The sequence below is a fragment of the Fictibacillus arsenicus genome (genome assembly GCF_001999465.1).
Classification (GTDB): Bacteria; Bacillota; Bacilli; order Bacillales; family Fictibacillaceae; genus Fictibacillus; species Fictibacillus arsenicus.
In genome coordinates this window covers 1413148-1425958 of sequence record NZ_MQMF01000001.1, presented here as the reverse complement: position 1 = coordinate 1425958, position 12811 = coordinate 1413148, and the positions used below count along the sequence as shown (strand labels likewise).

At 40.5% G+C, this 12811-nt stretch carries 15 protein-coding genes; 14 read left to right on the top strand and 1 reads right to left on the bottom strand.

All coding sequences use genetic code 11. The annotated features are described in order from the left end of the window. The first annotated feature begins 211 nt into the window (after positions 1-211). The 4 genes from UN64_RS07005 to UN64_RS06990 all read left to right on the top strand — a co-directional run bounded on the left by UN64_RS07005 (position 212) and on the right by UN64_RS06990 (position 3782). Entirely contained in the window at positions 212-985 is a 774-nt protein-coding gene (locus UN64_RS07005) for a ParA family protein (protein WP_077361002.1), read from the top strand. Next, positions 966-1796 carry a ParB/RepB/Spo0J family partition protein gene (locus UN64_RS07000; protein ID WP_077361000.1) on the top strand — a complete coding sequence of 277 codons (831 nt, stop codon included), beginning with the start codon at positions 966-968 and terminating at the stop codon, positions 1794-1796. The genes UN64_RS07005 and UN64_RS07000 overlap by 20 nt, the downstream gene beginning before the upstream one ends. Before the next feature lie 87 nt (positions 1797-1883). Continuing rightward, the gene (locus tag UN64_RS06995; protein WP_077360998.1) at positions 1884-3035 is read left to right on the top strand and encodes an aminotransferase class V-fold PLP-dependent enzyme; all 1152 of its coding nucleotides are present in this window, start codon (positions 1884-1886) and stop codon (positions 3033-3035) included. Between the two features lie 12 nt (positions 3036-3047). Then, positions 3048-3782 (top strand): DUF554 domain-containing protein, encoded by a 735-nt coding sequence (locus UN64_RS06990; protein WP_077360996.1) that lies wholly within the window; start codon positions 3048-3050, stop codon positions 3780-3782. A 39-nt stretch (positions 3783-3821) separates the two neighbouring features. On the opposite strand, the gene yyaC is transcribed toward UN64_RS06990, so the two are convergent. Then, positions 3822-4454, bottom strand: coding sequence for a spore protease YyaC (gene yyaC, locus UN64_RS06985; protein WP_077360994.1), 633 nt, complete (start codon positions 4452-4454; stop codon positions 3822-3824). 225 nt (positions 4455-4679) lie between these two features. Here yyaC and UN64_RS06980 point away from each other — a divergent pair, with 225 nt between their 5' ends. The 10 genes from UN64_RS06980 (at position 4680) to rplI (ending at position 12673) form a co-directional block, all read left to right on the top strand. Continuing rightward, a complete protein-coding gene (locus UN64_RS06980) occupies positions 4680-5576 on the top strand; it encodes a mechanosensitive ion channel family protein (protein WP_245801970.1) in 897 nt (298 codons plus the stop codon). 2 nt (positions 5577-5578) lie between these two features. After that, the gene (locus UN64_RS06975; protein WP_077360990.1) at positions 5579-5776 is read left to right on the top strand and encodes a DUF951 domain-containing protein; all 198 of its coding nucleotides are present in this window, start codon (positions 5579-5581) and stop codon (positions 5774-5776) included. Positions 5777-5945: 169 nt separating this feature from the next. Beyond that, positions 5946-7043, top strand: coding sequence for a redox-regulated ATPase YchF (gene ychF / locus UN64_RS06970; RefSeq protein ID WP_077360988.1), 1098 nt, complete (start codon positions 5946-5948; stop codon positions 7041-7043). A gap of 404 nt (positions 7044-7447) precedes the next feature. After that, the gene (rpsF, locus tag UN64_RS06965) at positions 7448-7738 is read left to right on the top strand and encodes a 30S ribosomal protein S6 (protein WP_066294406.1); all 291 of its coding nucleotides are present in this window, start codon (positions 7448-7450) and stop codon (positions 7736-7738) included. 21 nt (positions 7739-7759) lie between these two features. Then, positions 7760-8305 (top strand): single-stranded DNA-binding protein, encoded by a 546-nt coding sequence (ssb, locus tag UN64_RS06960; protein WP_066294403.1) that lies wholly within the window; start codon positions 7760-7762, stop codon positions 8303-8305. 66 nt (positions 8306-8371) lie between these two features. After that, complete coding sequence (gene rpsR, locus UN64_RS06955; protein WP_066294401.1) at positions 8372-8605, top strand: 30S ribosomal protein S18; 234 nt, start codon at positions 8372-8374, stop codon at positions 8603-8605. Positions 8606-8721: 116 nt separating this feature from the next. Beyond that, positions 8722-9123 (top strand): VOC family protein, encoded by a 402-nt coding sequence (locus tag UN64_RS06950; RefSeq protein ID WP_077360986.1) that lies wholly within the window; start codon positions 8722-8724, stop codon positions 9121-9123. Between the two features lie 180 nt (positions 9124-9303). Further along, a complete protein-coding gene (locus UN64_RS06945) occupies positions 9304-10248 on the top strand; it encodes a YybS family protein (protein ID WP_077360984.1) in 945 nt (314 codons plus the stop codon). 11 nt (positions 10249-10259) lie between these two features. Continuing rightward, complete coding sequence (locus UN64_RS06940) at positions 10260-12233, top strand: DHH family phosphoesterase (protein WP_077360982.1); 1974 nt, start codon at positions 10260-10262, stop codon at positions 12231-12233. After that, a complete protein-coding gene (gene rplI, locus UN64_RS06935) occupies positions 12230-12673 on the top strand; it encodes a 50S ribosomal protein L9 (RefSeq protein ID WP_077360980.1) in 444 nt (147 codons plus the stop codon). The genes UN64_RS06940 and rplI overlap by 4 nt, the downstream gene beginning before the upstream one ends. Positions 12674-12811: the final 138 nt, after the last annotated feature.

Sequence of the window (12811 nt, the reverse complement as noted above, 5' to 3'; positions counted from 1 at the left end):
GCTCACCGCACACCCCCCGGAAAGCGAGCACCTGAAACGGAAATCAACCACTCACAGGAGCAGCGAAGCATGCACAAACTGTCTTTCAAAAAGATTAAATACAATGCACCAGAAAAAAACTCTAAATTTCATTATTTCAATAAGTTATTTTAAAATCTTCATGATAGAATAATAGGTAATTGATTGTTCATAAAGTGAGGTAGGTGACAACGTGGCGAAGATCATTGCAGTAGCCAACCAGAAAGGCGGAGTCGGAAAAACGACTACGTCAGTCAACCTTGGTGCATGCTTAGCATATTTCGGGAAAAAGGTATTGTTAGTAGATATAGATCCTCAAGGTAACGCAACAAGCGGTGTAGGAGTAGACAAAGGAGATATTGATCAATGTATCTACAATGTCTTAGTTGAGGATGTGGAAGTTAAAGATGTAATTGTTGAAACGATCTGTGAAGGACTACATATTCTCCCTTCTACTATTCAGCTAGCAGGGGCGGAGATCGAACTTGTACCGACTATTTCTAGGGAAGTACGATTAAAAAGAGCACTTGATCAGGTAAGCTCAAACTATGATTTTATTATTATCGATTGCCCGCCATCTCTTGGTCTGCTTACGATCAACTCTTTAACAGCATCAGATTCTGTCATAATACCGGTGCAATGTGAATATTACGCACTTGAAGGCCTTAGCCAGCTTTTAAACACAGTACGGCTTGTCCAAAAACATTTGAATACTGATCTTAAGATTGACGGAGTATTGCTTACAATGCTTGACGCCCGAACGAATTTAGGGATTCAAGTCATTGAAGAAGTGAAAAAGTATTTTCAAGATAAAGTGTATGAAACGATCATACCAAGAAATGTTAGACTATCAGAAGCGCCAAGTCATGGAAAACCGATTATTATTTATGATCCTAAATCCCGGGGTGCAGATGTTTACTTAGATTTTGCGAAGGAAGTGATTGGCATTGGCGAAAGGGTTAGGTAGAGGGCTTGGAGCATTAATAAAAAATGAAGAAGAACAAGTCCAAGAAGTCAGTGTAAAAGAACTAAGACCGAATCCGTATCAGCCCCGAAAAGTTTTCGATCAAAAAGCGATTGACGAGCTGAAGGAATCCATTCAGGAACATGGAATACTGCAGCCGATCTTAGCTAGGAAAAGCATAAAGGGCTATGAGATCATACTTGGCGAGCGAAGGTTCCGAGCTGCATCAGAAGCAGGTCTTAAGACAATCCCTGTTATCATAAAAGATTATTCAGAAGAAAAAATGATGGAAGTGGCACTGATTGAGAACCTTCAGCGGGAAGACTTAAATCCTGTGGAAGAAGCTCAAGCTTACCAGAAGCTAATAGATCATCTTAAACTTACACAAGAGGAACTGGCTTCGAGAGTTGGAAAAAGCCGTCCGCATATTGCGAACCATATCCGCCTCTTACAGCTGCCGAAACCTGTCCTAGAGCTTTTATCCAGTGGCATGATTACGATGGGACACGGCCGTGCATTACTCGGACTTAAGAAAAAATCAAAAATGCAGCGGGTCGTTCAGAGAATCACCGATGACGGGTTAAATGTTAGACAGCTCGAGAAACTCATTCAAGACATCAATATGAATGTTTCACGTGAAACAAAAAAGAAAACAGCTCAAACAAACGTGTTTTTTAAAGAGAAAGAATCATCATTGCGAGACCGTTTTGGTACAAGTGTTTCTATCAAAAAGTCAAAACGCAAAGGCAAAATTGAAATAGAGTTCTTTTCTCAGGATGATTTAGAACGAATTTTAGATCTTTTAGAAAAGTAAGTATGAAACCATCAATGAGGTGGTTTCTTTTTTACACTATAAGTTATATGACTAGCAGTTTTCTCAACATGCAAGGAGGAAGAATAATTGTCTATCATCTACTTTGACCATGCAGCAACCTCATATCCAAAACCTAAAGAAGTTATCGAAGCTGTTGGACGAGCTGTTAACTTAGGAAATCCTGGCCGCGGCGGTCATTTTTTGTCTAAAGAAGCCTCGAGAGTGGTTACAGACGCAAGATATGAGATTGCATCCTTCTTTGGCTGTGAGTCTACGGAATCTGTCATTTTTACGAAGAGTGCTACTGAAGCAGTTAATCTTGTATTAAAAGGATTTCCGTGGAAAAAAGGGGATCATATAATTGCTTCTGGCTTTGAACATAATGCTGTCTATCGGACTCTTCATTTTCTTGAAAAAACAATAGGGATCAGCGTTACTTATTTACAAGGCAGTGAAGCATTTCATAAAGAAAAGATCATCTCTAACATCACAGAAAACACCAGGTTATTGGTTTGTACCCACGGATCAAATGTGGATGGAACACTTTTACCGGCAGATATATGGGGCGGTGTTTCAAAGAAATATAAATTAAAATTACTCGTGGATGCTGCTCAGACAGCTGGTGTTCATCCCATTCATATGACAGATGAAAATATTGATTATTTAGCGGTACCTGGCCATAAAGGGTTGCTAGGCCCGCAAGGCATTGGGATGCTGCTTATAAACAATAAAGAAACGCTGCTTTCTCCATTAATTTACGGCGGAACAGGAACATTTTCTGAACATCCCGAACAGCCAAATGAACTTCCATACAGACTCGAGAGCGGAACATTGAATGTTTCTGGAATAGCAGGAGTTCACGCTGGTGTTAAAGAGGTTTTACATAGAGGGTTAAAGAATATTCAAAAGCATGAAGAAGAGATGCTTTTTGAATTTCTGAAGCAAATTGAATCTATACCTGAAGTAAGCATAACGAAACCTTCTTCATTTCCAGACCGGCTACCTGTTGTATCGTTAAGAGTTGAAGGGCTGGATGTTCATGAAATATCCGTGATTTTAGATGAACATTACAATATTGCCGTAAGAGCCGGACTGCATTGTGCACCGCTTGCTCACAGCCGGACAGGAACAAACAATGAAGGAGCTTTGCGAATCAGCTTCGGTTATACCAATACAAAAGATGAAGTAAACACTTTGATCAGAGCTTTAAGGGAAATCATCAATGGTCTACTTGGATAGGAGATAAATGACATGTCACTTCTAGGAACATTTGTTAACGGAATCGCGATCATCTCTGGCAGCTTTTTAGGTCTGTTTTGGACATCTATACCCGATCGGATAAAAGACACCATTCTTCAGGCAATGGCACTGGCAGTTACTATTTTAGGAATAGGCATGGGGCTTAAGAGCGAACAATTTCTTATCGTTATCGCCAGCCTGGCTGTTGGAGGAGCGCTAGGCGAGTGGTGGAACCTTGAAGAAAAACTGAATTCAGTAGGAAAATGGCTTGAGACGAAAGTAGGGAAACAAGATAAAGGATCTGTTGCAACAGGCTTTGTTACAGCTACACTCGTTTTTGTAGTTGGAGCTATGTCTATTGTCGGCGCTTTAGACAGTGGATTGAGACAAGAGCATGATGTCCTTTATACAAAGGCTTTGATTGACGGATTCTGTGCCATTTTATTTACTTCAGCACTTGGAATTGGTGTGATGTTCTCTGCAATTCCAGTTATCTTATATCAGGGTGCCATTACGCTATTAGCCACACAAATCGACCGTTTTGTGCCGCAAGAGCTCATGGATGCTCTTATTGTAGAAATAACGGGAACAGGTGGAATTATGATTGTCGCAATAGGTCTAAACCTGCTCGGAGTAGCTAAAATCCGAGTTGCCAACTTGCTTCCAGGACTTTTAATCGCAGTGATTCTTGTTTTTATTGTAGAAAAATGGGATAGCATCCTAGCTTTTTCACAGGGAATCCAATAAGAAAAGCCGCTTGTATCATTGATACAAGCGGCTTTGTTTTTATTGAATTTTATAGATGTCTTGTGATCGAGATTCTGTTTGATGCATCATGTTTTTTTGCTGAATCTTTTTTCTCAGGCAAGCCATGTGAAGGGAATCAGCAATCAAATCTGCCATTTTCATTACGATGCTGAGCCTCGTATTCTGAAGAACGAAATACTCCATAAAACCGCTCACGTTTACAATTCCAGTTATATGCATGTCCCCGACAGGAGGAAGCTGTTTGTTCACTCCTGCACCAGGTTTAACTGGACCATCATTAATGGATACCATCCCAACATGATTTAACCGTCCCAGACAAGCATCTATTCCGATGATAAATGCGCCTGGATTTTCAGTTTCAATCATTTTTAGTTTTTCTTCGAGATTCACCGCATGAACGGGGTCATCAAGGGTTCCATACACATGAAAGGGAAAAGTATCTTTATTGTATAACTTCGTGCCAACGAGGGGACCAAGTGCGTCGCCGGTTGATCTGTCTGTACCAATGCATACGACAACGACTGGCTGGCGGCTCGATTCCGGAAGCATAGGTAAAATTTGTTCTGTAATTCGCAGTGTGGCTTCCTTTTCTTCATGGTGCAATTTATATTGAATGGGTTTCCCTAGTCCTAGCTTCCGTTTGAGGAACATGACATCCTCTCCTTTATTATGGTACTACTTAGTATACGGAAGAATTCCTTTTCCTATACATGGTAGAATAGAATAATCACAGACTTTTGTTTAGGGACTATACCCGTTTAGGTCATGCTCGTAACCGAATAAATTTTTCATACAGGTTTTCTATGAATGACATTGTAATTCCATGTGAAAGCTGATTAAATAATTTCATAATCTTTTGAGAGGATGGAGACTTCATTGGCAGGTACAGATTTACCTAAAAAAGCAGAACAAGCAGTAACGATATTTTCAGACAAAGATTGGTGGGCTGGGATTGGTGCTACCGGACTGAAAATTACAGCAATCATTATTATTGCAATCATCTTTAAATACGTTATTAAAGCGGCAATCGCTAATATTTTTAAGGTGAGATTAAAATCACCTTTACGGCTTAGTGAAAAAAGAGAAAACACATTATTCAGGCTCTTAAATAACGTAGCGACTTATGTGATTTATTCTATAGTCATCATAGCCATATTAGGTGAATTTATGGATGTAAGAGGCATACTGGCAGGAGCGGGAGTCTTAGGACTCGCAATCGGTTTTGGAGCTCAGAACCTCGTAAGAGATATCATTACAGGTTTTTTCATCATATTTGAAAATCAGTTTTCTGTCGGGGATACAGTACGGATTGCTAGTTTTGAAGGAACGGTAGAAGAAATCGGCCTTCGGACAACAAAAATTAAGAGCTGGACAGGAGAATTGCATATCCTGCCGAATTCGTCTATCACAGAAGTAACAAACTTTTCCGTTCATAACAGTATTGCCGTAGTAGATCTAAGCATTGCGTATGAAGAAGATATCGATAAAGCACAAAGAATCATTGAAGATGTTGTTAAACGAGTAAAGCCTGATTATCCTGAAATGGTTAAAGATCCTGAAGTACTAGGTGTTCAAATGCTCGGTGCTTCTGAAGTGATTATTCGTGTAACATCTGAAGTGCTGCCGATGACTCATTTTAAGATAGCAAGAGAACTTAGAAAAACATTGAAACTCGAACTTGAAAAAGCGGGTATTGAAATTCCATATCCGAAAATGGTCACCTATCATAAAGAAGCTAATATGAAAGAAAATAAGAACAAAATGGAGGGCTGACAATGCAGCAAAAAGAATTTCACCTTCATGATGAGGTGGAAATGAAGAAACAGCACCCATGTGGAACGAATCGCTGGAAAGTTATACGCATGGGAGCGGATATCCGGATTAAGTGTATGGGTTGTCAGCACAGTGTCATGCTGCCCAGGTCCGAATTTGCGAAGAAAATAAAGAAAGTATTAGCATCTCCAGGAGAGTAAAGTTTTACGGAATTGAATTGAAAAGATCAGCAGACAATGAACCGGGTATATCATAACCCGGTTCTTCTTGTTTTTTAAAGTGATAAAACCTATAATTGGGAAGGATATTTTTTTAACTGAAAAGTCTCGTCTTTCCGAGCTTTATATAAAACAGAGGAGTGAAATAACAGTGGCTCTTACAACTGGAATCGTTGGTTTGCCGAACGTAGGTAAATCAACATTGTTTAATGCTATTACTCAAGCAGGTGCTGAATCTGCCAACTATCCGTTCTGTACAATCGATCCTAACGTAGGGATTGTAGAAGTGCCTGATCACAGACTGCAAAAATTAACTGAGCTTGTACAGCCTAAAAAAGTTGTTCCGACAACTTTTGAATTTACTGATATCGCAGGAATTGTAAAAGGGGCAAGCAAAGGAGAAGGACTTGGTAACAAGTTCTTATCTCATATCCGCCAAACAGATGCAATTTTACAAGTTGTTCGCTGCTTTGATGATGAAAATATCACACACGTTCACGGAAAAGTAAATCCGATCGATGATATTGAAGTAATCAACCTTGAGTTAATCTTTGCTGATCTAGAGTCTATCGATAAGCGCGTTGCACGTGTTGAGAAGCTGGCAAAATCGAAGGACAAAGAAGCGGTAGCTGAATTTGCTGTTCTTTCAAAAATTAAAGAAGCACTTATGCAAGAGCTTCCTGCAAGAAGTGTGGACTTAACGCCTGAAGAGAAAAAGATTGTTCATGCAATGCACTTGCTGACAATGAAGCCGATCCTTTATGTAGCAAACGTAAGTGAAGATGAGCTTCTTGAAGGAACAAACGAGCACGTTGAAGCGGTAAAAGAGTATGCTGCTCGTGAAAATGCAGAAGTTATCGTAATCTGTGCAAAAGTTGAAGAAGAGATCGCCGAGCTTGATGGGGATGAAAAGATGGCATTCCTGGGTGAGCTTGGGATTGAAGAAGCGGGTCTTGATAAGCTGATTCGTGCTTCTTATTCACTACTTGGATTAGCAACTTACTTTACAGCAGGTGTACAGGAAGTTCGCGCATGGACGTTCCGTAAAGGAATGAAAGCTCCTGCTTGTGCGGGTATCATCCATACTGACTTTGAAAGAGGATTTATCCGTGCAGAGGTTGTCGCTTATGACGACCTAATGGCTGCAGGTAACATGGCGGCTGCTAAAGAAAAAGGAAAAGTTCGTCTAGAAGGTAAAGAATACGAGATGAAAGATGGAGATGTTGTTCATTTCCGTTTTAATGTTTAATAAAAAAACACTGTGAGGGGTTGGTCTCCGCTCCAGGATGCTCGCTTTCCGCGGGGTGTGCGGTGAGCCTCCTAGCGCTTTGCGCTGTTAGGAGTCTCACCTGTCCCACTGATCCCGCAGGAGTCTCGCACCTTACGCTCCAACCAACAAGTCAACGAAGTTTCTTTACAAAACCACCAATTTCTTTTTGGAAAAGATTCCAAAACAAAATAGTAAAAAACGGAGGAAAAGCAGTCGCTTTTTCTCTTTTTTATGCTTTATTTTAAAGTAAGCTTGTTTTATACAACATGTTTTGATATAATTCTTTATTGTGAGTTAATTGTCAACAAATATTGTTTTTGATGATTTTCTCCTTGCCCGGAACGAATGTTTTGGGCCGCTTAGACCAAAAGGAGGTGAACGGAATGAAAAAGTACGAAATCATGTACATCGTCCGTCCGAATATTGAAGAGGAAGCTCTTAAAGCAACAAAAGAGCGTGCGAAAAGCATCCTAACTGATAACGGTGCGGAAATCGCGAACGAAAAGGAAATGGGTAAGAAGCGTTTAGCTTACGAAATCAATGACTTCCGCGATGGATACTACACACTATTAGACGTTGTAGCTCCAAACGAAGCGATTAATGAATTTGACCGTCTTATGAAGATCAACGAAGATGTTCTTCGTTTTATGACAATCGTAGACGAAAGAAATTAATCCTTTAAGGAGTGGTTCTGAATGCTAAATCGTGTAGTACTGGTGGGACGTTTAACGAAAGACCCAGAATTAAAGTACACTCCAAACGGTGTGGCAGTAGCTAATTTCACACTTGCTGTAAATCGTCCTTTTTCGAATCAGCAAGGTGAGCGTGAAGCAGATTTTATTAACTGTGTCGTTTGGCGAAAGCCCGCTGAAAACGTGGCAAACTACCTGAAAAAAGGTTCTCTTGCCGGAGTGGATGGACGTGTTCAAACGCGTTCTTACGATAACCAGCAGGGTCAAAGAGTCTATGTTACTGAAGTAATGGCAGAAAGTGTTCAATTCCTTGAACCTAAAAACGCTAACGCAGGCGGCCAGCAATATCAAGGCGGCAGCAACTTTGGTGGACCATCAAATGACCGCGGATTTGGGCAGCAAAATCAGAACCGCAGCTATGGAAGTGACAACGGATTTGGCGGACAGCAGCAACAGCAGCAGAACCCAAAACGTAATAACTTCAACGATGACCCGTTTGCAAATGATGGCACGCCGATCGACATTTCTGATGACGATCTGCCATTCTAAACAACTAACGTAAACTATGAATCGGTATATATAAAAAAATAAAAAAATTAAAGGAGGGGACCATCAATGGCTGGACGTCGTGGTGGACGCCAAAAGCGTCGTAAGGTTTGTTTCTTCACTGTAAACAAGATCACTTACATCGACTACAAGGACACTGATCTTTTGAAGCGTTTCATTTCTGAGCGCGGTAAGATTCTTCCTCGTCGTGTAACTGGTACATCTGCTAAATATCAACGTCAATTGACTCGTGCGATCAAACGCTCGCGTTACATGGCTTTGTTACCATATGTATCTGAATAAGATCAAACAAAAGGAGCAGCGAGATTTCTCGCTGCTTCTTTTTTGCTTTTTGAAGGATACTTGTATGGTTTTCGAGAAGAATTAACGGAATAATATGTATAAGGGAGCGTTTATAGATGCAAAAAACGAAAGCAACGCCTTTTCAAATTCCGTATCTTCAATTACCGGTAAAAGATCCTGTTCGTTCGGCTGAATTTTATAAGAATATTTTCGGGATGGAGTTTTCTTTTCCTTATAATCCTGAAGATGGTGCAGCCTATATGGTGTACCGTGATAATGTCGCTGTTGGTTTGATCGAATGTGAAGAAGTTCCAAGCTTTGATTTTATGAATAAAAATGGTGAACTGCAAGCGGTCCTTACGTTTGAAATTAATGATATTCACACATTTTATAAAGAACTTCAAAGTCAGGGAATTGAGACCGAAGAAATGACATTTAAGTCTGACGGGGGTTATAACTTTATCGTCAGAGACCCAGATGGGCATGCTTCACACGTATGGAGCGGATGGCCAGAGTAAGCTAGTATAATTACTCCGAAAAACAGCTTATAGCTGTTTTTTCCTTTTATACACGTGTACAATGTCACTTTTTGTTTACATCTAATAAAGTACGTCTATGCTAGAATTATCGTTAAAGTTGAATTACTGCGGTTATGTTACTACAATTAAAGCATATGAAGAATTATTATGAGGTGAATCATGCGCAATACTAAAGTGTTGGTTGAGGGTGCTGTCGTTTCAGGCATATACACTCTTCTTTTTTTAATGAGTATGTACATACCGTTTTTTAGTATTTTCTCTTTGTTTTTTCTGCCGCTGCCGTTTATTATCTATCTCTACAGGCACAACCTGAAAGCGGGGTTGCTTCTTTGGGCAGTAACATTTGGGGTATCCCTTGCGTTCGGGGGACTCAGCGGTATTATTATTACCCTGTTTTCTGGATTGACCGGAATTGTAATGGGGGAACTTTATAGAAGAAAAAAATCTGCTTTTGCCGTCCTGCTTGGCGCCAGTTTAGCGAACCTATTAAACATGCTGGGTACGATTGTGATCGCCCAAGTTGTGATGGGCATCAACTTTGTTAAAGAGCTAGAGACTCAGTTTCAAACTGCCATAGGGACTGCAGAAGAGTTTTATAGATCGAGCGGTCAAGATCCTGCACAAATTGAAAAGTTTAAAGAGCAGGCGGAAATGATTCCAATGATGCTGCCTACTTATATTATAGGGGGAGCAGTCATTCTTGCCTTTTTAACACATCTCGCCGCAAGAATGCTGATGAAAAGACTTCGGTACGATATCCCTTCGTTTCCTCCATTTAGAGAGTGGAACCTGCCGAAATCATTTTTGTGGTATTATATTGTAGCGATTGTTTTAACTTTCAGTATGCCTGACAAAGGTACTGCTTTATATATTGTAACGATAAATTTGTATATGATATTATCGTTTGTACTAATCATACAAGGTTTTACAGTGATTTTTTATTATGCCTGGATAAAGAATTGGAAGAGAAAAAGAATCATATTGTTGATTATACTATTATTTTTGCTGAACTCTTTCCTGCCAATTCCTCTGGAAGTCGTGAAATTCTTAGGTATAATTGATTTAGGTTTTATGATTAAAAAACGGTTGAAACCAAAACAGTAGGAGCTGAAAATATGCCAAAGTTTTTATTAAAACGGTGGCATGGTTATCCCGTCATCGCCTTATTTGTTACTTCTGTTGTGCTGGTCAGCATCATCACATATTTTCAATGGATGATCGGAATGGCAGGCTTTGTGCTATTAGGCGGCTTATTTTATTATGCCATGAAAGCCGAAGCAAGTTTTCAGGAGGAACTAGGTGACTATATTTCTACGCTTTCGCATCGCTTAAAGAAAGTGGGCGAAGAAGCGCTGATGGAAATGCCGATCGGGATTATTTTGTATGATGAGGATTTCAAGATTGAGTGGGCGAACCCCTATATGGGAGCACTGATTGAAGAGGAATCCTTTATCGGGCATTCTCTAAACCATGTTTCAGAAGAGCTTATTCCTTATTTAAAAAGTGATGCTAAGGAAGAAGTTATTAAGATTAATACACATAAATTCCAAGTGAATTTTAAGAAGGAAGACCGGCTTCTGTACTTTTTTGACGTAACCGAGCAGCTTGATCTTGAGCGGTTATATGATGAAGAGCAAACGGTTATGGCGATTATCTATCTAGATAACTATGATGAAGTCACACAAGGGCTGGATGATCAATTCCGTTCGACGATCAACTCAAAAGTAACATCTGTTTTAAATGCGTGGGCGAACGACAATGGCATCTTCCTTAAACGAACGTCTTCAGAGCGTTTTCTAGCTGTTTTTAACCAGCGGATTTTATATGAATTAGAAAAGAATAAGTTTAGTGTTTTAGATGAAGTTAGAGAATCAACGGCAAAGCAGAATGTTTCTCTTACGTTGAGTATCGGTGTCGCAGCCGGAACTTCTTCGCTGCCTGAACTTGGGCAGCTTTCTCAATCGAGTCTTGATCTTGCTCTCGGACGCGGAGGCGACCAGGTTGCCATCAAGCAGACGAACGGAAAAGTGCGTTTCTATGGCGGTAAAACGAACCCTGTGGAGAAACGGACTCGTGTACGTGCTAGGGTTATTTCACATGCGCTGAGCGAACTAGTAGCTGACAGCGATAAAGTGATGATCATGGGACATAAGAACCCGGATATGGATTCTATCGGGTCTGCTATCGGTATTTTAAAAGTGGCTCAAGTTAATGGGAAAGACGGGTATGTTGTTCTAGATCAATCAGATATCGATATTGGTGTTCAGCGTCTGATGGATGAGATCAAAGAAACGGAATCCGTCTGGAAATTCTTTATTTCGCCTGAAGAAGCAATGGAGATTGCTTCACGGGATACCCTCCTTGTTGTCGTCGATACACACAAACCATCGATGGTTATTGAAGAAAAATTGTTAACCAAGCTTGACCATGTTGTTGTAATCGACCACCACCGCCGAGGGGAAGAGTTTATTAAAGACCCTGTACTCGTTTACATGGAGCCTTATGCATCTTCTACAGCAGAGCTTGTAACTGAGCTTCTGGAATATCAGCCTAAGAGGCTGAAAATGCGCATGCTTGAGGCGACAGCTCTTCTTGCAGGGATTATTGTAGATACGAAGAGTTTTACGCTAAGAACCGGTTCTCGTACGTTTGATGCCGCTTCTTATCTAAGGGCGCACGGAGCCGATACGATTCTCGTACAAAAGTTTTTAAAAGAAGATTTAAATACGTACACAAGACGCTCAAAGCTGATTGAGAGCGCCCAAGTTTATAAAAAAGGTATTGTTATCGCAAAAAGTACACCTGAGGATGCTTATAATCAGGTAGTTATCGCTCAGGCTGCTGATATTTTATTATCGATGAACGGTATTCAAGCGTCCTTTGTTATTTCAAACCGCATTGATGGCAAGGTAAGCATCAGTGCACGCTCACTTGGGGATATCAACGTGCAGATGATCATGGAACGATTAGAAGGCGGAGGGCATCTGACAAATGCTGCATGCCAGATCGAAAACAGCACGATTGATGAAGCTGAAAGACATTTAAAGCAAATCATTGATGAGTATATTGAAGGGGGAGAAGAGGAATGAAAGTAATTTTTCTTCAAGATGTAAAAGGCAAAGGTAAAAAAGGGGAAGTAAAGAACGTTTCTGAGGGGTATGCACGAAACTTTCTTTTTCCTAAAAACCTAGCTTCTGAAGCAACGGCAGGTGCGATGGCAGCACTTCAAGGGCAGCAGAAGAGCGAAGAGAAAAAACAGCAGGCACAGCTGGAAGAAGCTGAGGCACTTAAAGCGAAACTAGCTGAAATGACCATCACTATTAAAACAAAAACAGGTGAAGGCGGCCGAGTATTTGGTTCTGTCACAAGCAAACAGATTGCTGACGGATTAAAAGAACAAGGCATTAAAATCGATAAGCGTAAAATCGAGCTAGCTGATCCGATTAAATCACTTGGCTACACGAATGTACCGATTAAAATTCATTCGCAAGTAACAGGAATGGTTAAAGTACACGTAACAGAAGAATAAAAAAGCCGGGCTTTCCCGGTTTTTTCGGTGTTTATAAAAAGGTCTGTTTTCGTAATCTTTGTAGCACTTGAATGTGGTTGATTTCCGCTCCAGGTTGCTCGTTTTCCGGGGGGCGTGCGGTGAGCCTCCTGGCGCTCT

Bases quoted from the DNA above. Each gene is read 5' to 3' on its own strand.
- UN64_RS06940 (WP_077360982.1), top strand. From the start codon at position 10,260: ATGCCAAAGTTTTTATTAAAACGGTGGCATGGTTATCCCGTCATCGCC.
- rplI (WP_077360980.1), top strand. From the start codon at position 12,230: ATGAAAGTAATTTTTCTTCAAGATGTAAAAGGCAAAGGTAAAAAAGGG.
- UN64_RS06950 (WP_077360986.1), top strand. From the start codon at position 8,722: ATGCAAAAAACGAAAGCAACGCCTTTTCAAATTCCGTATCTTCAATTA.
- yyaC (WP_077360994.1), bottom strand. From the start codon at position 4,454: ATGTTCCTCAAACGGAAGCTAGGACTAGGGAAACCCATTCAATATAAA.
- rpsF (WP_066294406.1), top strand. From the start codon at position 7,448: ATGAAAAAGTACGAAATCATGTACATCGTCCGTCCGAATATTGAAGAG.
- UN64_RS06945 (WP_077360984.1), top strand. From the start codon at position 9,304: ATGCGCAATACTAAAGTGTTGGTTGAGGGTGCTGTCGTTTCAGGCATA.
- UN64_RS06975 (WP_077360990.1), top strand. From the start codon at position 5,579: ATGCAGCAAAAAGAATTTCACCTTCATGATGAGGTGGAAATGAAGAAA.
- UN64_RS06990 (WP_077360996.1), top strand. From the start codon at position 3,048: ATGTCACTTCTAGGAACATTTGTTAACGGAATCGCGATCATCTCTGGC.
- rpsR (WP_066294401.1), top strand. From the start codon at position 8,372: ATGGCTGGACGTCGTGGTGGACGCCAAAAGCGTCGTAAGGTTTGTTTC.
- ssb (WP_066294403.1), top strand. From the start codon at position 7,760: ATGCTAAATCGTGTAGTACTGGTGGGACGTTTAACGAAAGACCCAGAA.